Origin of the sequence: Chromobacterium sp. Beijing, assembly GCF_021496765.1 — a bacterium.
Lineage (GTDB): Bacteria > Pseudomonadota > Gammaproteobacteria > Burkholderiales > Chromobacteriaceae > Chromobacterium.
The window spans coordinates 1,970,622-1,989,605 of sequence record NZ_CP053750.1; the positions used below are offsets into that span (position 1 = coordinate 1,970,622).

The following is an 18,984-nucleotide window of genomic DNA, read 5'->3' on the forward strand; positions in this document are numbered from 1 at the left end:
GAATCATGACGCCCAAGTCCTTGCCGACACACAAACCTCTCGTCGAATGGAACGCGCGCGAACTGGAAGTGCTGCGCCAGGAGTACCCCTTGATAGGCGCCGCCTGTCAAAGCTTGCTGCCTGATCGCAGCCCCGCCGCCATCCACGCTCAAGCCAAGGCTCTGGGCCTGAGGCCGCCGCACCGCTGGAGCGAGGAGGAACTGAGCATTCTCCGGCGCGAATATCCGCTGCGAGGCGAAGCCTGCCGCGCCATGCTGCCGGGCCGCGGCGCGCTCGCCATCAATGTCCAGGCTTACCGGATGGGTTTGCGGCCGGCCACGCTGTCCGCGCGCCGAACGCCGTCCGGCAAGACGCCGCGAGGGTGCCAGTGAGCTGGGTGCGCGCGCTGCTGGGCCTGAACACCGCGCCGGAAGAAGAAGCCCGCCAGCGGCTGCCGCGTTGGGCCGCCTGGCTGAAGCCGATTTCCGACGCCGCGCCCTGCGGCGAGGACCTGTCCCACGACGACGAGTTTCAGGCCTTGAAAGAGGAAGTGACCCGCCTCTCCGGCATGAACGCGCCGCTGGCCTTGGCGCATGCGGAAACCTTGCTGAAAACCCGCGGCAAGGATTTGCGCGTGGCGGCCTACTACGCCTGCGCCCGGCTGCGCCAGGACGGCGTGGCCGGCCTGGCGGACGGGCTGGAGCTGAGCGCCGCCTTGCTGGAGCGCTACCCGGACGCGGTCTGGCCGCGCCAGCCGGCGCGGCGGCGCAATGCGCTGGAGTGGTTGGCCAGCGAACGCTTCACCGATCAGCTAGCGGTGCTGGCAGACGACGACGGCGAAGCGTGGCGGCGGGCCGCGGCCGCCTTGCTGCTGCTGCAGCGGCTCGCGGCCGACAGCCCGGCGCCGCCGCTGCGGCTGGATGCCCTGGGCCGCAGCCTTCAACCGCGCCTGCCAAGCCCCCCCGCCGGCAATGCGGCCATGGACGCCCCCGCCCCCGCGACGGCCGACGCGCCGCCGCCGGGCGCCGACGATGTCGGCTCCTGGCGCGAACTGCTGGAGCAGGCGCGCCGGATGGCGGTGTTTCTGCGCCAACAGCCGGAAGGCCAGGCCGCCGCCCTGCGCCTGCTGCGCGCCGTGCGCTGGGAGGCGCTGAGCAGCCCGCCGCCCGGCGACGCCGACGGCCGCAGCCGGCTGCCGCCGCCGCGCGCCGAGCTGCGCCAGCAACTGAAGCGCCTGCTCTTGCAACAACAATGGCGGGATTTGAGCGAGCGGGCGGAAAGCGCCTTCGCGGAAGGAGCCAATCACTGGTGGCTGGACCTGCAGCGTTACGCCTGGCTGGCCTACCAGCACGGCGGCGAAATGACCGCGCCGCTGGCGGAGCTGATCCGCGACGATATTCAACGGCTGTGCCAGCGGCTGCCCGGCGTGGAGAAACTGAGCTTCAGCGACGGCAGTCCGTTCGCGGAGGACGCCACGCTGGAATGGCTGGCGCAATGGCGGCGGCCGGACTCCGCCGCTCTCGCCGCGCCGGCGGCGGACGACCGCGCGGACTGGCCGGAAACCGAAACCCAGGCCCACGCCATCGCCGCGCAGCAGGGCTTGCCCGCCGCCTTCGCCTGGGTGCAGGCCCTGCCCGCCGCCGCGGGCGGCCGCGAACGCTGCCTGCGGCAATTGCTGCTGGCCCGGCTGGCGGAACGCCACGGCCGCGCCGAAATGGCCGTCCATTTGCTGGAGGCGCTGCTGCGCCAGGCGGACGGCCACCAGTTGGACGTCTGGGAACCGGAGCTGGCCTTCGAACTGCTGGCGCAGTTGGCGCGGCTGCTGCGCCAACGCATGCAGCGCAAGGACGCGGACCGCGCCGGCCTGGGCCAGCAACTGGAACGGCTCAACGCGCGCCTGGCCGCGCTGGACCCGGCCCGGGCGCTGTCCGGGGCCTTGCCGTGAAGCCGTCCGCGCCGCGAGCGGCGCTTTTCCCACCCGCCGATGAAAGCCGTCTATGGATGACCTGACCCTGCGCTATTACGAAGCGGAAATGCGCTATCTGCGCGAAGCCGGCAAGGAGTTCGCCCGCGCCCACCCGGACCGCGCCGCCCTGCTGAATATCGACCGGGTGGGCAAGCGCGATCCGTATGTGGAGCGTCTGTTCGAAGGCTTCGCCTTTCTCACCGGCCGCATCCGCCAGAAATTGGACGACGACTTCCCGGAACTGACCGAAGGCCTGGTCAATATGCTGTGGCCGCATTATCTGCGCATGGTGCCGTCGCTGACCGTGCTGGAGCTGCGCGCCGACGCCCATGCGCTGCAACAGGCCAAACCGGTGGAAGCCGGATTAAGCGTGCGCACCGCGCCGCTGGGCGCGAGCGGGGTGCGCTGCGCCTACCGCACCACCCAGCCGGCGACGATTCAACCCTTGCTGCTGAGCCAGGCCGGCGCGCGCCTGGACGGCGAAGGACGCTCGGTGCTGGAGCTGCGCTTTGAGCTGGGCGCGGCGGCCAAGCGCGAGGCGCTGGACCTGTCCCGCCTGCGCTTGTTCCTCGCCGCCGATCCGCCCATCGCCTTCGCGCTGCGTCACGCGCTGACCCGGCAGTTGGGCCGCGCGCGCTTGCGGCCTTTGGGCCAGGCCCCGCATCCGCCCCGGGAAGCGCCGGCCTTGCGCTTCGAGCCGGCGGGCTTCGACGACGCGGACCGGCTCTGGCCCAAGGCCGACAACGCCTTTGGCGGCTATCAGCTGCTGCTGGAGTACTTTTGCTTCCGCGAAAAGTTCCAGTTTCTCGATCTGGCCGGGCTGGACGCCGCCCTGCTGCCCGGGGACGCGACCGGCTTTGCGCTGGAGTTGACCCTGACGCAACGCTATCCGGCGGACATGCCGTTCACTGCCGACAATCTGCGCTTGCACTGCGTGCCGGCGATCAATCTGTTCCCGCTGGAAGCCGAGCCGCTGCATGTCGACCACTTGAGCCATGAATACCGGGTGGTGCCGCTGGCGAGCCAGGGGCCGGAGATCGAGGCCTGGTCGGTGGACGAGGTCGTCTCCATGGACACCGAAAACGGCGGCCGCCACGCCTACCTGCCGTTCTCCAGCTTCCAGCACCGGGGCGGCATGCTGCGCGACGAGGCGCCGGAACGCTTCTACCATGCCCGAACCCGGCTTGGCGCGGCCGGCAGACCGGAAACCTGGCTGGTGCTGGGCGGCCATCTATGGGATTCGCCGTCGGCGGCGATGCGTGCAGAGATCCTGTCGCTGCGCGTCACCGGCACCAACGGCATGCTGCCGCGCAAAGCGCTGCGCGAGGCGCAAATCCTGGAGCGCTCGCCGTCCACGCCGCTGACCCGGATCGCCAATCTGACCCCGCCCACCCTTCCCTGCTACCCGCCGGCGGAAGACCGTTATCAATGGCGGGTGCTCTCGCACCTGGCGCCCAACTTTCTGTCGCTGCTGGACGTGGAAGTGCTGCGCGGCACGCTGGCGCTGTACGACTGGACCGAGGACGAATTGAACCGCCAACGGCTGAACGGGCTGCTGGAGGTCAGGCATCAACTGGTCAGCCGGGTGAAGCAAGGCTGCATGGAACGCGGGGTCCGCATCGAGCTGGCGGTGGACCGGACCTGCTTCGCCGGACCGGGCGACCTCCATCTGTTCGGGGATCTGATGCACCGTTTCTTCGCCGCCTACGCCGACATGAATCTGTTCACCCGCTTCGAACTGCGCATCCTGCCGGAAAACGAACGGGTTTCTTGGCCGGACAGCAAGACGGAGGCGCCTCCGCTATGACAGAAGCCGAATTCTACGCCTGGCTGCAATCCGCTCCCTCGTACAACTTTTTTCAATTCTGCCGCGTGCTGGAGCGCTTGCCCGGCGACCGGCGCCTGGGCGCGGCCGACAGTCCGGCTCAGGAGCCGGTGCGGCTGTTGCCCTCGCCGTCTCTGGGCTTTCCCGCCGGCGAGATCGTCCGCGCCGAACCGGCCGACCCCGACACCGGCCGCCCTCCGGTGCTGCGCACCGCCTTCATGGGGCTTTACGGAGTCGACGCCGTGCTGCCCTATTACTTTCTGGACGACATCGCCGCCCGCCGCGAGGGCCACGAAGCGCTGGCGGCGATGCTGGATCTGTTCAGCCATCGCCTCACCGCCCTGCTCTATCGCGCCTGGGGCAAATACCGTTACCCGCTGGCCTTCCGGCCCGGCGCGCGCGACCCGCTGTCCAAGGCCCTGCTGGGCCTGATCGGCATGGGCGTGGGCGAGGCGGCTGAGCGCCGGCAGCTGCCCGCCGGGCGCATGCTGGGCTTGCTCGCCTTGCTGGGCCAACGCACCCGGCCGGCTTCCGGCCTGGCCAGCGTGATCCGCCACGCCTTGCCCGCGGCCGACATCCGGGTGCGGGAGTTCCTGCCCCGCTGGGCGGCGCTGGACGAGCCGCCCCCTCTTTCCGCCCGGCCGCCGCTGCGCGCCGGCGAATTCGTCCTGGGCCGCCGGCTGCGCGCCGCCAATCACGCGATCGCCGTGACCGTCCGCCCGGCTCAGGCCGACTGCGTGCCCGCCCTGTTGCCCGGCGGCCCCTTGCACCGGGATGTGCTGGCGCTGACCCGCGTTTACCTGGGATGGCGGCTGGAGGCGGAAATCTGGCTGGAGCTGCCCGCCAACTGGTTGCCGGCCAGCCGCCTGGACACCCGCGCCCGGCCCAGGCTGGGCTTGGGCGCCGCCCTGGCCGGTGAGGCGGGCCGGCGCTGGCGCCGCTTGCGCATCGGTCATTATCAACCGCTGTCGGACGTCTGCGACCGGCAGCCAGGAGAACCCGGATGAAACATCGCCTTCCCGCCCTGAGTGCCGGACTGGTCTGGCTGGGGCTGACGCTGCCGCTGAGCGGCTGCGGCCTGTGGCAAAGCACCAAGAACGTCACCGTCAGCGCCGCTCAAAAGATCTTCCTCACCCGCGTCGAGCGTCTGAACCTGGATTTGATCGCGAGCGAGGAGCTGAACACCGAAGCCGGGCAGCGGCCGCTGTCGGTGGTGGTGAGGGTGTATCAGCTGAAGGACAAGGCCGCCTTTCTGGCCGCGCCCTACCCGACGCTGCTGGAGCAGGATCAGCCCGTGCTCGCCGACGACTTGTTGGCCAGCCACCAAGTACTGCTGCGGCCGGGCGCGGCGGTCAGCCTGCGCGAGCCTTACCGCCAGGACGCGGCCTACGTCGGCGTGATCGCGCTGTTCCGGCAAGCCGGCCCGGAACGGCAATGGCGGCTGCTGCTGGACAAGAAGGAACTGGACAACGACAAGCCGCTGCAACTGGAGTTGCGCGGCTATGCGCTGGAACGCCGTCGGGCGGAGGGCTGAGCATGGGGGCTTCACTGTATGAAATGCTGACCGGGCAGTTTGCCGACGGCCAAGCGCTGGATCGCCTTGCGCCGGAGCAGCAGTTCTCCCGCAGCGTGGTGGACAGCATTCGGCGCATCCTGAACGCGCGCGCCGGTTCGCTCAAGCATTTGCCCGATTACGGCCTGCCGGACCTGGGCCACGTTTATCGCCATTTGCCCGCCAGCGCCCATCAGCTGATGCGCAGCATCGAACAGACCCTGCTGCGCTACGAACCCAGGCTGGACGCGGTCGAGGTCGATTTCCGCGGCGACCACGAGCAAATGGTGTTGCGCTACCGGCTGCGTTGCCGCTTGAAACAGCACGGCGAATTGTTGCTGGATGCGAGCTTCACGCCCGAGGGCGGCGTCAGGCTCAGCACCTACCGGCACTGAGAACCCGTTCAAAGCCCGCTGCGCTTCAGCGACACGGCGAGCGCCGCACGGGAACGCTCGTCACCCTGCGGCCGCGAGCCGCAGCGGCCTGGCCCCAAGAAAAAAGCCGGGGCTGGCCGCCCCGGCTTGATGCCGGCCCGTGCGCGAATTCCGCTCAGACCAGACCGCTGTCCTTCAATTTGCGCTCGAACGTCTCCATGCAGCGCGCGGCCACGCCCAGCATTTCATCGATTTCAGCCTTGCTGATCACCAGCGGCGGCGCGGACACGATGTGGTCGCCGCAGGCGCGCATGATCAGGTTGTTGCTGAAGAAGATGTCGCGGCACATCAGGCCGACATCGCCGAACTCCGGGAACAGCTCGCGCTTGCTCTTGTCCTTGACCAGGGTGAACGCCTGGATCAGGCCGACGCCGCGCACATCGTCCACGTGCTCGAACTGGCTGAAGGTCTCGCGCCAGCGCTTCTGCATATAGGGACCGGTTTCGTTCTTGACGCGGTCGATGATGCCTTCGTCGCGCAGGAGCTCGATATTGACGCGCGCCACCGCGCTGGCCACCGGGTGGCCGGAGTAGGTGAAGCCGTGGTTGAAGTCGCCGCCGGCGATCAGGCCCTGGGCCACGCGTTCGCCCACGAAGACCGCGCCGATGGGCAGATAGCCGGAGGACAGGCCTTTGGCGGTGGTGAAGATGTCCGGACGGAAGCCGAAGTGCTCGAAGCCGAACCACTCGCCGGTGCGGCCAAAGCCGCAGATCACTTCGTCGGCCACCAGCAGCACATCGTATTTGCGGCAGATGCGTTCCACTTCCGGCCAGTAAGTGGCCGGCGGGATGATCACGCCGCCGGCGCCCTGGATGGGTTCGCCCACGAAGGCGGCCACTTTTTCCGGACCGATTTCCAGGATTTTCTCTTCCACCCAGCGCGCGGCCACCACGCCGAACTCGTCCGGGCTCAGATCCTTGCCGTATTTGTACCACCACGGCTGCTCAACGTGGGCCATGCCCGGAATCGGCAGGTCGCCCTGCTCGTGCATATACTTCATGCCGCCCAGGCTGGAGCCGCCGATGGTGGAGCCGTGATAACCGTTCCAGCGGCCGATCAGGGTTTTCTTCTCCTTCTTGCCCTGCACGTCCCAGTAATGGCGCACCATGCGTATCATGGTGTCCACCGCCTCGGAGCCGGAGTTGGTGTAGAACACATGTTCGTAGCCGGCCGGCGTCACTTGCGCCAGCAGGTGGGACAGTTCCACCACCGCCGGGTGGGTGGTCTTGAAGAAGGTGTTGTAGAAGGGCAGTTCGTCCATCTGGCTCTTGGCCACGTCGGACAGTTCCTTGCGGCCGTAGCCGATATTGACGCACCACAGGCCGGCCATGCCGTCGATGATCTTATTGCCCTCGGAATCCCACAGGTAAATCCCCTCGCTGCGAGTCATCACCCGCGCGCCCTGCTGGTTCAACGATTGGGTATCGGTAAACGGATGCAGATGATGCGCTGCATCCAGTTGGCGCCATTGTTCGGTCGTGCGTTGTTGATTCTGCATAGGACTTCCTTCCAGTATTCTCCAACGGGGCGGAGATGTTCTCTGCCGCCCCTCCTTCGCCATTGGCGTATTTTCAGTGCTTATCCTGGCTGTCCGGGCTGATTCTAACGGACAAATCAGCCCAATGTCATAGCTAAATCACACGTGCAGCAGCAGGAACTTGCGCTCCCACGGGCTGATCACGCGGAAGTATTCGGAGAACTCCTTCTCCTTCATGCCCACGTACATGCTGACGAAGCGCTCGCCCAGCACCTCGGCCATTTCCTTGCAGGACGCCAGCTGCTGCAAGGACTCCTCCGAGGAATTGGGAAACTGGTAAGGCAGCTCGTAGGCGTCGGTCTGCCGCGGCTCGCTGGGCTGCAGCTTGTTGATGATGCCCAGGTAGCCGCAGGCCAGCGTCGCGGCCATGGCGATATAGGGATTGACGTCCACGCCCGGCACCCGGTTTTCGATGCGGCGCGCCGCCGGCGAGGAATGCGGCACGCGCAGGCCCACGGTGCGGTTGTCGTAACCCCATTCGACGTTGGTCGGCGCCGCGGTGTAGCGCGACAAACGGCGGAATGAGTTCACGTAGGGCGCGAACAGCGGCATGGACTTGGGCACGTATTTCTGCAGGCCGGCGATGTAGTGGAAGAACAGGTCGGACGGGCTGCCATCCTCATTGGTGAACACATTGCGGCCGGTGTTCTTGTCCACCAGGCTCTGGTGCATGTGCATGGCGGAGCCCGGCTCGTTCTCCATCGGCTTGGCCATGAAGGTGGCGTACATATTGTGGCGGAACGCCGCCTCGCGCACGGTGCGCTTGAACAGGAACACCTGGTCGGCCAGTTCCAGCGGGTTGCCGTGCAGGAAGTTGATTTCCATCTGCGCGGTGCCCACCTCGTGAATCAGGGTGTCCACTTCCAGATTCTGCGCATGGCAGTAGTCGTAGATGTCTTCGAACAGCGGGTCGAACTCGTTGACCGCGTCGATGGAGTAGGAGCGGCGGCCGAACTCGGCGCGGCCGGTTCGCCCCACCGGCGCGGCCAGCGGGATGTCCGGGTCCGGATTGGGGGACAGCAGGTAGAATTCCATTTCCGGAGCCAGCACCGGCTCCAGACCCATCTCGTCGAACAGGCCGATCACGCGCTTGAGCACATTGCGCGGCGCCACGTCCACCGGGCTGCCGTCGGCGCGCAGACAGTCGTAGATCAATTGAGCGGTGGGATCCACGGCCCAGGGCACGAAGCGCAGGGTGTTCGGGTCCGGCGCCAGCACCATGTCCGGGTCGGTCAGGTCCAGCATGCTGTCGTCGGGGTAGTCCCCGGTCACAGTCTGGATCAGCACGACTTCGGGCAGGCGCATTTCCGGGTCGGACACGAACTTGTCCTTGGGCACGATCTTGCCGCGCGCCACGCCGGTCATGTCGGGGACGATACACTCGACTTCAGTGATCCGGTGCTCTCGCAGCCATTCATTGATCTGATGGGTCATGATGTTCTCTTCCTCTGTGTGTGTTATTCCGAGTGGTGACACAAGGTCTCGGTTAATTGCGGCCCGCGTTGCCGCTGTTCGCGGCGTTGGCGGCAGGCGTCGCCAAATGCTTTGAAGATGGCCATGGACAGCGGGTTGTCCCAGTACTTCCATTCCGGATGCCATTGCGCGGCGAAGGCGAAGCCCTTGGCGTCGCGCACGCGGTAGGCCTCCACCAGGCCGTCGTCGGCGACGGCCTCGCAGATCAGGCGATCGGACAGCCGCTTGATGCCCTGCTGGTGCAGGGAGTTGACCATGGCGGACTCCTGGCCGGTCCATTGCCGCAGCAGGCCGTCCTCGGCGAAGCGCACCGGGTGGGACAGGGCGTACATCGCGTCCAGGTCCGGCGTGTCCGGCTCGCGGTGGTCGCGCTTGCCTTCTTCTTCCTGCACGTGCTGGTACAGTTCGCCGCCCATCGCCACATTGATTTCCTGGAAGCCGCGGCAGATGCCCAGCAGGGGAATGCCCTGCTCCAGCACTTGCTGGATCAGCGGCAGCGTGGTGGCGTCGCGCATGGGGTCGTGCATGGTGCCGGGCCGGCTGGGCGCGCCGCCGTAGCGGTGCGGTTCGACATTGGACAGGGAGCCCGGCAGCAACACGCCGTCCACCAGTTCCAGCACGTCTCTCAGCGCGGTCTTGTCGCCCAGCGCCGGCAGCAGCACCGGTACGCCGCCGGCGCCGCCGGCCGCGGCGGCGATGTATTTCTCGCCCACGGAGTGGAAGGGCAGCGGGCCTACCATCTTGATGTCACAGGGTATGCCGATGATAGCTTGCAACATTTCGAATCCTTGATACGGGTCAGGAAGCCGCCTTGATGGCTTCGATCGGGTCGATGAACGGGTGGCCCAGCGCCTGGGCCACCGCCTGGTAAGTGAGCCGGCCGCGGCAGACGTTGAGGCCGTTGCGCAGATGGGCGTTGTCCAGCAAAGCCTGGCGCCAGCCCTTGTTGGCCAGCTCCAGCGTGTACGGCAAGGTGGCGTTGGTCAGCGCCTGGGTGGAGGTGCGCGCCACGCCGCCGGGCATATTGGCCACGCAGTAATGGACGATGCCGTCCACCACGTAAATGGGGTCTTGGTGCGTGGTGGCCCGGCTGGTCTCGAAGCAGCCGCCCTGATCTATCGCCACATCCACCAGCACCGCGCCGGGCTTCATGATTTTCAGCATCGGCCGCGTCACCAGCTTGGGCGCCGCCGCGCCCGGAATCAGCACCGCGCCGATCACCAGGTCCGCCTCGCGCAGGCTGTCTTCGATATTGGCGGAGTTGGACACCAGCGTCTTGATGCGGCCGCCGAACACCATGTCGATTTCCTTCAGGCGCGGCAGCGATTTGTCCAGAATGGTGACCTCGGCGCCGGCGCCCATGGCCATGCGCGCGGCGTTCAGCCCCACCACGCCGCCGCCTATCACCACCACCCGCGCCGGGGCCACGCCCGGCACGCCGCCCAGCAAGACGCCGCGGCCGCCCTGGGCCTTTTCCAGCGCGTGCGCGCCGGCCTGTATCGCCATGCGGCCGGCCACTTCCGACATCGGCGCCAGCAACGGCAGGCCGCCGCGCTCGTCGGTGACGGTTTCGTAAGCGATGGCGATGGCATCCGATTCCAGCAATAATTTGGTCTGCTCCGGGTCCGGCGCCAAATGCAGATAGGTGAACAGGAGCTGATCCCGGCGCAGCATCCGGCATTCCACCGGCTGCGGCTCTTTCACCTTGACGATCATGTCGCTGCGTTCGAAGGTTTCTTCGGCGCTGGAGGCAATGGAGGCGCCGGCCTGGATATACTGTTCATCGGTGAAACCGATGGCGAGGCCGGCCTGGGTCTGGACCAAAACCTTGTGACCGTTGGCGACTAACTCCCGGACTCCAGACGGGGTTAGGCCAACACGATACTCGTGGTTCTTGATCTCCTTGGGAACACCGATCAGCATGTCGCTCTCCTCACTTAGATTTGTTGCGGAAGTGCCGCGCAAGCGTTTAAGAAAATTCACAATACGCTTGCCCCTTGTTTCTGATTCTGACTATAAACCCCACCGATGCAAAGATATTCGATTTTGCGTCGCAGCAAGTAGTGCAGAGTCCGTACAAAATAATTATCATAAAGCGTCTAAAATTATTAACATACTGACGGAGCAGGAATCCATGGACGTTGGCGCGAGATTACGCATGGTCAGGGATCGTTTCGGGCTGTCGCAGCGGGAACTGGCCAAACGAGCCGGAGTCACCAACGGCACCATTTCGCTGATCGAACAAAATCGGGTCAGCCCATCGGTCAGCTCGCTGAAAAAGGTGCTGGAAGGGCTGCCGATGACGCTGGCGGATTTTTTCACCTTTGATTCCGACCCGGAACAGGCGCGCGTGTTCTACCAGGCCCACGAATTACCCAATCTGGGCAATGAGCAGATCCGGCTGCTGCTGGTGGGCACCGCCCACGACAAGCGCGACATCGCCATCCTGCGCGAAGTCTACGAAACCGGCGCCGACACCGGGCCGGACATGTTGACGCACGACGGCCAGGAAGGCGGCGTCATCATCAAAGGAAGTATAGAAGTGACGGTGAACAACGAGAGCCGCATCCTGGGGCCGGGCGACGCGTATTACTTCGACAGCCGGCTGCCCCATCGCTTTCGCAACGTCGGCGCCGAAACCTGCGAGGTGGTCAGCGCCAGTTCGCCGCCCACATTCTAAGAACCTGTTCAATGTCTACTGCGCTTCGGCGATACGGCGTTCAAAACAAGCTCAAAATGCTCATGTACCACGAGTACATTCCGCTTTTTCGCTCGTTTTCGCCTTGTCTCGCCCTTGCTCGCGAGACTTTGAACAGGCTCTAAGAACCATTAAGAACAAGAAGCGCCGGCAAGACCGCATCCGGCGACCAGCAGGCCATAAGGCCAGGCCGGGGAGCTTTGCCCGCCCCGCCGGCTCCAAGCCCACGACAGACGACAAAGCAGTCAAACCCGCGTCAAGCGATACCGGCGCCGCCAACGGACGGCGCAGGATCATCAAAGGAGAGAGTAAATGGCTAGAACGCATGCCGAATGGAAGCAATTCGCCGCTCAACTGAAGATCGAAGGGCGCGCCTTCATCGCCGGCGAGTACTGCGCGGCGCAAGACGGCAAAAGCTTTGCCTGCAACAACCCCGCCAACGGCGAGAAGCTGGCCGACGTGGCCTGGTGCGGCGAGGCCGACGTGGAGCGCGCGGTGCGCGCCGCGCGCCAAGCCTTCGACTCCGGCGCCTGGTCCGGCCTGCCGCCGCGCGAGCGCGGCCGCATCCTCAAGCGCTTCGCCGCGCTGATCTACGAGCACGGCGATGAATTGGCCCTGCTGGAAACCCTGGACGTGGGCAAGCCCATCAGCGACACCCTCAGCGTGGACCTGCCCGGCAGCGCCTATTGCGTGGAATGGTTCGCCGAAGCCATAGACAAGATAGGCGGCGAAGTGGCGCCGGTGGACCCCAAGGTGGTGGGCCTGGTCACCCGCGAAGCCATCGGCGTGGTGGCCGCCATCGTGCCGTGGAACTACCCCATCATGATGGCCAGCTGGAAGTTTGGCCCGGCGCTGGCGGCCGGCAACCCGGTGATCATCAAGCCCTCGGAAAAATCCCCGCTCACCGCCATCCGCCTGGCGGCGCTGGCCAAACAGGCCGGCATTCCCGACGGCGTGTTCCAGGTGCTGCCCGGCGCCGGCGACGTGGGCAAATTGCTGGCGCTGCACATGGACGTGGACTGCGTCGCCTTCACCGGCTCCACCGGCGTGGGCAAGCTGATCGCCGGCTACGCCGCGCAATCCAACCTCAAGCGCGTCTGGCTGGAGCTGGGCGGCAAATCGCCCAACATCATCCTGCCGGACTGCCCGGACGTCGCCCAGGCGGCGCGCGCCGCCGCCGGCGGCATCTTCTACAATATGGGCGAAGTCTGCACCGCCGGCTCCCGCGTGCTGGTCCACCGCGACATCAAGGCGCGCTTCCTGCAGGAGCTGGAAGCGGCCGCGGCCCGCTACTACCCGCAAGACCCCTTGGACCCGGCCACCAATATGGGCGCCATCGTGGACCGCATCCAGTACGACAAGGTGCTGTCCTATATCGGCAAGGGGGACAGCGAGGGCGCCAAGAAGCTGTTCGGCGGCAAACCGGCCCACGCCGACACCGGCCTGTTCATCGAACCGACGGCGTTTGACTGCCCCAGCGCCGATCTGACCATCTGCCGCGAGGAGATCTTCGGCCCGGTGCTGTCCGTCATCACCTTCGACGACGTGGAAGACGCCATCCGCATCGCCAACGACACCGAATACGGCCTGGCGGCCGCGGTGTGGACCTCCAACGTCAGCACCGCGCACCAGGTGTCGCGCCGCCTGCGCGCCGGCACGGTGTGGGTGAATTGCTATGATGAAGGCGGGGACATGAACTTCCCCTTCGGCGGCTTCAAGCAATCCGGCAACGGCCGCGACAAGTCGCTGCACGCGCTGGAAAAATACACTGAGCTGAAGAGCACGCTGATCAAGCTGTAAACCGCGTTTACAGCGCCGCCGACAGGCTGCCCTTCCGGCAGCCTGTCTTGTTTTCGTCCACCCTCGGCAAAGGAAGCGCCATGAGCAAGCACCTGACCGCCCTCCTCTGCCTTTGCGCCGCTGCGGCGCAGGCCGGCGCCGCCGCGCCCGCCTGTCCGGCGGAGGGGCTGAAGGTTGGATACTACCCGACGACCACCGCCTATGAAGGCGGCAAGGGTTACGACGTGGACCTGGTCCACGAACTGGCGCGCCGGCTGGGCTGCAAGATCCGCGAAGAACGCGAATACCCGCGCCTGCGCGTGCTGCTGCTGGTGCAACACGGCAAGCTCAATCTGGCCACCTCCACCATCCCGCTGCAAAAGCGGCTGCGTTACGCCTGGGTGCTGCCCTATACCCGCGACCGCAACATGACCCTGCTCAGCCCGGCGGTGCAAGGCAAGACGCCTGAGCAATGGCTGAACGACCCCAAGCTGAAATGGGGCGCCGTCATCGGCTACCGCAACAGCCCCTTGCAGGACTATTTCCTGCAGCAGATGGCCAAGCGCGACAAACTGATCTGCGCCGCCAACGAGGAAGACCTGCTGGACATGCTGCGCAGCGGCTCCATTTCCGCCGCCTTCTCCCAGCCCCAGGTCTACGACCACTGGCTCAACGGCCAGCCGCACGCCCGGCTGCAAGTCAAGGTCATGGACCCCTTCCGCGACAGCAGCCTGGAGAACGGCCTGGTGCTGTCCCACCGCAGCTTCAGCGAACCCCAGATGCGCCGCTGGCGGACGGAACTGGACGCGATGCGCGCGGACGGCAGCCTGCAGCGCATTCTGCGCAAATACCTGAGCGAAGACAGCGTGCGCGGCATGCTGGAATAACAATCACTCGCATGCGGCAAGACCCGACGAATCCGGCTATAGCTAAACGGAACGCGTACGGGAGAACGGCATGAAAGCACACTGGGCGGCGCTGCTGGGCGGCGCGCTGGCATCGGCGGCGGCGCTGGGCGATTCACCCTGCCCGGCCGACGGCCTGAAAGTGGGTTACTACCTGATTGGCAGCGCCTATGAAAACGGCCACGGCTATGACGTGGACCTGGTGCACGAGCTGGCGCGCCGGCTGGGTTGCAATATCGTCCAGGAAGACGTCTATCCCCGCATCCGCGTGCTGAAAATGCTGGAGCACGGCCAATTGAATCTGGGCACCTCCACCATCCCCACCGCTGACCGCCGCAAATACGCCTGGATCTATCCCTACTTCTACAGCAAGAACATGATCTTGCTGTCCAAGCAGATCGGCGCGCGCACCCTGGAGCAGTTGCTGGCCGAACCGGCGGTCAAATGGGGCGTGATCCGCGGCTACCGCCACAGCCCGGAGCAAGACGCCTTCATCGAACAACTGGCCAAACGCGGCAAGGTGGTGATGGCCAACGACGAACGCGACCTCTACGCCATGTTGTCCCAACGCATCGTCACCGCCGCCTTCGCCCACCCTTTCAGCTACGACAGCTGGCTCAACTCCCCGGCCCTGTCCGGCCAGGTGACGGTGCTGGACCTGTTCCCCAACTCGGAACGCATCGCCGGCGGCCTGATGCTGGCGCACAGCGCCTTCAGCCCGCAGCAGGCGGAACAATGGCAGGCCCAGCTGCAGCAAATGCTCAAGGACGGCGCCCTGCGCAAGATCTTCGGCAAATACCTGAGCGCGGACAGCGTGGCCCAATTGCAGCTGCAACCCTGATCCTTGTTCCAGCTTGCGCCGCCGCCGTCCGCTGCGGGACACTGAGCGGGTTTCGACTCAACGGACCCCGCGATGAAACTCTCCCGCCTCAGCCTGCTGTTGGCCATGCTGGCCAGCCCCCTGCTGCACGCCGCCCCGGCGCCGCAGACCCAGACGCTGGTCATGCTGCGCCACGGTGAAAAACCCGAGGGCGGCTACGGCCAGCTCAATTGCAAGGGCTTCAACCGCTCTTTGGAACTGGCCAAGCTGCTGCCCAAAAAATACGGACGGGCCGACCAGATCTTCGCGCCCTCCACCGCCAGCCAGACCCGGGACCCCGCCGGCACCTTCAACTACATCCGCCCGCTGGCCACCATCGAGCCCACCGCCATCTCCCTGGGCCTGCCGGTGAACAGCAACTTCGACATGGAGGCCATCGACGCGCTGCAACAGCAACTGGTCAACCCGCTGCAGCACGGCAAAACCGTCTACATCGCCTGGGAGCACAAGCTGCTGCGCGAACTCGCCGTCAGTCTGATGCAGGATTACGGCGACAAGGGCTCGGCGGACAAGGTGCCCAAATGGGACAAGAACGACTTCGACAGCCTCTACGTCGTCACCCTCGACTACAGCCACACGCCGCCCAAGGCCAGTTTCCGCCACGAGCAGCAGGGGCTGGACAAGCTGTCGGACAGCTGCAAGCTGCCCTGAGAACGTTTACGATCTGCTGCGCGTCGGCGGGCTAACCCGACAAAGGCATTGAGCAGATTCTCCGCTCGCGCCAGACGCAAAACAGCCGGCCCATCAAGGGCCGGCTGTCTTCGTTTGCGGCAGGAGAATTACAGCGCCAGTTTGGCGATGGCGTCCTTGGCCGCGTGGATGGCGGTGGCGCGCTTGTCTTCGCCCATATTCACCGCTTCGGCGCGGACAAAAGCCACGTCGTTCACGCCCAGGAAGCCCATCACCGTCTTCAGGTAGTCTTCCTGGAAGTCCATCAGCTGGCCCTGCTCGGTGCTGTAAACGCCGCCGCGCGAGGACACCACGATCACCTTCTTGCCGCCGGCCAGGCCCACCGGGCCGTTCTCGGTGTATTTGAACGTGCGGCCGGACGCGGCCACGCGGTCCACCCAGGCTTTCAATTGCGACGGGATGGAGAAGTTGTACATCGGCGCGCCGATCACCACCACGTCCGCGGCCAGGAATTCTTCGATCAGCTCATTGCTCAGCGCGGCTTCGCTGCGCTGGGTGGCGGTCCAGTCCGCCTCGGCGGTGAAATTGGCGCCGATGATTTCGCCGGACAGGTGGGCGATGGGCTGGCCGGCCAGATCGCGGTAAGCGGTTTCCACATTGGCGTGACGCTGGCGCAGGGTGTCGGCGACAACGGCGGTCAGTTGGCGGGAAACCGAGTTGGCGGCGAGGATGCTGGAGTCGAGATGCAACAGTTTCATGGTCGGGTCCTTGGTGTCTGGGTAGAGAAAGTGATTGCATGATAGTTTTCCGAACCAATCCGCACTAGACTGCAAAAATCGGAAACATTGTTCCATCAGCGAGACAATCATGCAGGACCTGAACGATCTGCTCTACTTCGCCAAAGTGGTTGAGCACGGCGGCTTCATGGCCGCCGGCCGCGTGCTGGGCATCCCCAAATCCCGGCTGTCCCGCCGCGTGGCGGAGCTGGAGCAGCGGCTGGGCGTGCGCCTGCTGCAAAGAACCACCCGCCGCCTGTCGCTGACCGAGATCGGCCAGCAGTACTACCAACACTGTCAGGCGATGCTGGAGGAAGCCGAAGCCGCCGACGAGGCCATCGCCCGCAGCAGCGCCGAGCCGCGCGGCCTGATCAAGGTCAGCTGTCCGGAACTGCTGTCCAAGACCCTGCTGGCCCCGGCCCTGCCCCGCTTCATGGCCCGCCACCCGCTGCTGCGGGTGCAGCTGGATTCCAGCAACCGGCGCGTGGACCTGATAGAAGAAGGAGTGGATGTGGCCATCCGCGTGCGCAATGTGATCGAGGACAGCGCCAATCTGGTGGTGCGCCGGCTGGCCACCGCCCAGACCTCCCTGGTGGCCAGCCCGGCCTTGCTGGCCGAGCGCCCGGCCCCCAGGCATCCGGCCGACATGGCCGGCTGGCCGGCCTTGACCATGAGCCGGCCCGACGGCCGCGGCCAATGGGCCTTGCTGGATCAGGCCGGCCACGCCTACACCGTGCAGATAGACAGCCCCCGGCTGATGACCGACGACCTGATCGTGCTGCGCGACGCCGCCATCGCCGGCCTGGGCGTGGCCGCGCTGCCGGAACTGGTCTGCCACGAGGCGCTGCAGGCCGGCCAGCTGGTGCGGCTGCTGCCGGACTACGACATTCCCTGGGGCATTCTGCACGCCGCCTTCCCCACCCGCCGCGGCCTGCTGCCGGCGGTGCGCGCCTTCATCGATTTCCTCGCCACCGAGCTGATTCCGCCGGACCACCCGGTCTATCAAGTCGCGCCTTAAAGGACGAGACAAGGCGAAAACTAGCGAAGAAGCGGAAGGTAGGCGCGGCGCATGAGCATTTTGAGGATGTTTCCAACGCCGTATCGCCGAAGCGCAGCAGACATTGCCAGACTCTTACAGATCATAGGATAAGGGCACTGGCACGCCGTCCAGCGGCTGCGGCCGGGGCCCGCCGGCTTGCGGCCGGATGTCGAAATCGAAGATGTCCGTCGGCAGCCACAGCGTGGCGCAGGCGTTGGGCACGTCCACCACCCCGCTGATATGCCCCTGCACCGGCGCGCAGCCGAGAATGCTGTAGGCCTGGGCGCGCGAATAGCCGAACTTGCCCAGATAGTCGATGGCGTTCAGGCAGGCCTGACGATAAGCCACTTGCACATCCAGATAGTGTTGGCCGCCATGCTCGTCCACCGACACGCCCTCGAAAATCAGGTAATCGCCGTGACGCGGCGCCAGCGGGCTGGGCTGGAACACCGGATTGCGGATGCCGTAGGCCGCCACCCCGCCCTTGATCAGATCCACCTTCAGATGCGCCCAACCCGCCATCTCGATGGCGCCGCAAAAGGTGATCTCCCCGTCGCCCTGGCTGAAGTGCAGATCGCCCACCGACAGGCCGGCGCCGTCGACATAGACCGGCAGAAACACGCGGGCGCCGCGCGACAAGTCCTTGATGTCGCAATTGCCGCCATGCTCGCGCGGCGGCACCGTGCGCGCCGCCTCCTCCGCCGCGCGCCGCGCCGTCTCGCCGCCCAAGCGCCCCATATGCGCGCTGGGCGCGAAAGGCAGATGCGCCACCGCGCGCGGATTCTCGCGCAGCAATTCGGCCTCGCGCCGGTTCCACTCCTCCAGCAACGGCCGGCTGGGCAGGCAGCCTATCAGGCCGGGATGGATCAGCCCGGCGAAACGGACGCCGGGAATATGGCGGCTGCGGGCGTAAAGCCCCTGGAAATCCCATATCGTCTTTTGCGCGTGCGGAAAATGCTCGCTGAGAAAACCGCCGCCGTTGCTGCGCGAGAAAATGCCGTTGAAACCCCATTGCCGCTCCGGCAAGGCGCCGATGTCCAGCAAATCCACCACCAGCAAATCGCCGGGCTGCGCGCCGGCCACGCCCACCGGGCCGGACAGAAAATGCACGGCGCTCAGATCCAGGTCGCGGATGTCCTCGGCGCAATCGTCGTTGCGCACCTGGCCGCCGGTCCAGTCGTAGCACTCCAGCACGAAGTCGTCGCCGGGCAGCACCCAGCAGGCCATGGGGATGTCAGGATGCCAGCGGTTGTGGATCTGCGGATTGTCGTAAGGGGATTGATCGAGATCGATCTTGATCAGGGTAGTCGTCATGGCGCTTGCTCCGGCACGGTCGGGACCACGCGGGCCCCGCTTGCGAAAGTCCGCAACCGGCCGCCGCCGGCTGTGGCCCGTCCCCGCGCCGGCGACGCTGACGCCGCGGCGATCCGCGGCCTGCGCCGCGTGTTTTTGCGTATCGCCGGCGCCGCCCGACAGGCCGCGCCGGCCATCTTGAACAAGCTCTTAAGAGC

General features: G+C 66.0%; 18 protein-coding genes. 12 read left to right on the forward strand and 6 right to left on the reverse strand.

From position 1 onward, the window contains the following. Window positions 1-5 precede the first annotated feature (5 nt). From HQN78_RS09150 to tssE, 6 genes are read left to right on the forward strand one after another with little or no spacing between them, the layout of a single operon-like run. Window positions 6-371 (forward strand): hypothetical protein, encoded by a 366-nt coding sequence (locus HQN78_RS09150; protein ID WP_227103731.1) that lies wholly within the window; start codon window positions 6-8, stop codon window positions 369-371. Next, window positions 368-1,924, forward strand: coding sequence for a type VI secretion system protein TssA (gene tssA, locus HQN78_RS09155; RefSeq protein WP_235089108.1), 1,557 nt, complete (start codon window positions 368-370; stop codon window positions 1,922-1,924). Before HQN78_RS09150 ends, tssA begins: the two co-directional genes overlap by 4 nt. Window positions 1,925-1,976: 52 nt before the next feature. Continuing rightward, entirely contained in the window at window positions 1,977-3,752 is a 1,776-nt protein-coding gene (tssF, locus tag HQN78_RS09160; protein WP_235089111.1) for a type VI secretion system baseplate subunit TssF, read from the forward strand. Then, window positions 3,749-4,777: a type VI secretion system baseplate subunit TssG gene (tssG, locus tag HQN78_RS09165; RefSeq protein ID WP_235089113.1), complete on the forward strand. Its 1,029-nt coding sequence runs from the start codon at window positions 3,749-3,751 to the stop codon at window positions 4,775-4,777. The genes tssF and tssG overlap by 4 nt, the downstream gene beginning before the upstream one ends. Continuing rightward, window positions 4,774-5,304 (forward strand): type VI secretion system lipoprotein TssJ, encoded by a 531-nt coding sequence (tssJ, locus tag HQN78_RS09170; protein WP_235089115.1) that lies wholly within the window; start codon window positions 4,774-4,776, stop codon window positions 5,302-5,304. The genes tssG and tssJ overlap by 4 nt, the downstream gene beginning before the upstream one ends. 2 nt (window positions 5,305-5,306) lie before the next feature. Then, window positions 5,307-5,717 carry a type VI secretion system baseplate subunit TssE gene (gene tssE, locus HQN78_RS09175; protein ID WP_235089117.1) on the forward strand — a complete coding sequence of 137 codons (411 nt, stop codon included), beginning with the start codon at window positions 5,307-5,309 and terminating at the stop codon, window positions 5,715-5,717. Between the two features lie 154 nt (window positions 5,718-5,871). On the opposite strand, the gene HQN78_RS09180 is transcribed toward tssE, so the two are convergent. The 4 genes from HQN78_RS09180 to ald all read right to left on the reverse strand — a co-directional run bounded on the left by HQN78_RS09180 (window position 5,872) and on the right by ald (window position 10,689). Beyond that, window positions 5,872-7,254 (reverse strand): aspartate aminotransferase family protein, encoded by a 1,383-nt coding sequence (locus HQN78_RS09180; RefSeq protein WP_235089119.1) that lies wholly within the window; start codon window positions 7,252-7,254, stop codon window positions 5,872-5,874. 138 nt (window positions 7,255-7,392) lie between these two features. Next, the gene (locus tag HQN78_RS09185; protein WP_107799475.1) at window positions 7,393-8,727 is read right to left on the reverse strand and encodes a glutamine synthetase family protein; all 1,335 of its coding nucleotides are present in this window, start codon (window positions 8,725-8,727) and stop codon (window positions 7,393-7,395) included. 23 nt (window positions 8,728-8,750) lie between these two features. Then, the gene (locus tag HQN78_RS09190; RefSeq protein ID WP_107799476.1) at window positions 8,751-9,545 is read right to left on the reverse strand and encodes a gamma-glutamyl-gamma-aminobutyrate hydrolase family protein; all 795 of its coding nucleotides are present in this window, start codon (window positions 9,543-9,545) and stop codon (window positions 8,751-8,753) included. 19 nt (window positions 9,546-9,564) lie between these two features. After that, window positions 9,565-10,689: an alanine dehydrogenase gene (gene ald / locus HQN78_RS09195; protein WP_107799477.1), complete on the reverse strand. Its 1,125-nt coding sequence runs from the start codon at window positions 10,687-10,689 to the stop codon at window positions 9,565-9,567. A gap of 211 nt (window positions 10,690-10,900) precedes the next feature. Between ald and HQN78_RS09200 the strand changes: the two genes are divergently transcribed. The 5 genes from HQN78_RS09200 to HQN78_RS09220 all read left to right on the forward strand — a co-directional run bounded on the left by HQN78_RS09200 (window position 10,901) and on the right by HQN78_RS09220 (window position 15,679). Next, window positions 10,901-11,446 carry a cupin domain-containing protein gene (locus HQN78_RS09200; RefSeq protein WP_048412316.1) on the forward strand — a complete coding sequence of 182 codons (546 nt, stop codon included), beginning with the start codon at window positions 10,901-10,903 and terminating at the stop codon, window positions 11,444-11,446. Between the two features lie 330 nt (window positions 11,447-11,776). Continuing rightward, window positions 11,777-13,264, forward strand: coding sequence for an aldehyde dehydrogenase (locus HQN78_RS09205; protein ID WP_235089121.1), 1,488 nt, complete (start codon window positions 11,777-11,779; stop codon window positions 13,262-13,264). An 80-nt stretch (window positions 13,265-13,344) separates the two neighbouring features. Further along, window positions 13,345-14,130 (forward strand): ABC transporter substrate-binding protein, encoded by a 786-nt coding sequence (locus tag HQN78_RS09210; protein WP_235089122.1) that lies wholly within the window; start codon window positions 13,345-13,347, stop codon window positions 14,128-14,130. A 70-nt stretch (window positions 14,131-14,200) separates the two neighbouring features. Then, window positions 14,201-14,989: an ABC transporter substrate-binding protein gene (locus tag HQN78_RS09215; RefSeq protein WP_107799480.1), complete on the forward strand. Its 789-nt coding sequence runs from the start codon at window positions 14,201-14,203 to the stop codon at window positions 14,987-14,989. 72 nt (window positions 14,990-15,061) lie between these two features. Continuing rightward, window positions 15,062-15,679 (forward strand): hypothetical protein, encoded by a 618-nt coding sequence (locus tag HQN78_RS09220; RefSeq protein ID WP_233246681.1) that lies wholly within the window; start codon window positions 15,062-15,064, stop codon window positions 15,677-15,679. Window positions 15,680-15,807: 128 nt separating this feature from the next. Here the strand turns inward: HQN78_RS09220 and HQN78_RS09225 are convergent, their stop codons facing one another. Continuing rightward, complete coding sequence (locus HQN78_RS09225; RefSeq protein ID WP_227103750.1) at window positions 15,808-16,416, reverse strand: FMN-dependent NADH-azoreductase; 609 nt, start codon at window positions 16,414-16,416, stop codon at window positions 15,808-15,810. 109 nt (window positions 16,417-16,525) lie between these two features. Here HQN78_RS09225 and HQN78_RS09230 point away from each other — a divergent pair, with 109 nt between their 5' ends. Then, a complete protein-coding gene (locus HQN78_RS09230; RefSeq protein ID WP_107799482.1) occupies window positions 16,526-17,452 on the forward strand; it encodes a LysR substrate-binding domain-containing protein in 927 nt (308 codons plus the stop codon). Between the two features lie 114 nt (window positions 17,453-17,566). On the opposite strand, the gene fmdA is transcribed toward HQN78_RS09230, so the two are convergent. Continuing rightward, window positions 17,567-18,787, reverse strand: coding sequence for a formamidase (fmdA, locus tag HQN78_RS09235; RefSeq protein WP_235089123.1), 1,221 nt, complete (start codon window positions 18,785-18,787; stop codon window positions 17,567-17,569). Window positions 18,788-18,984 lie beyond the last annotated feature (197 nt).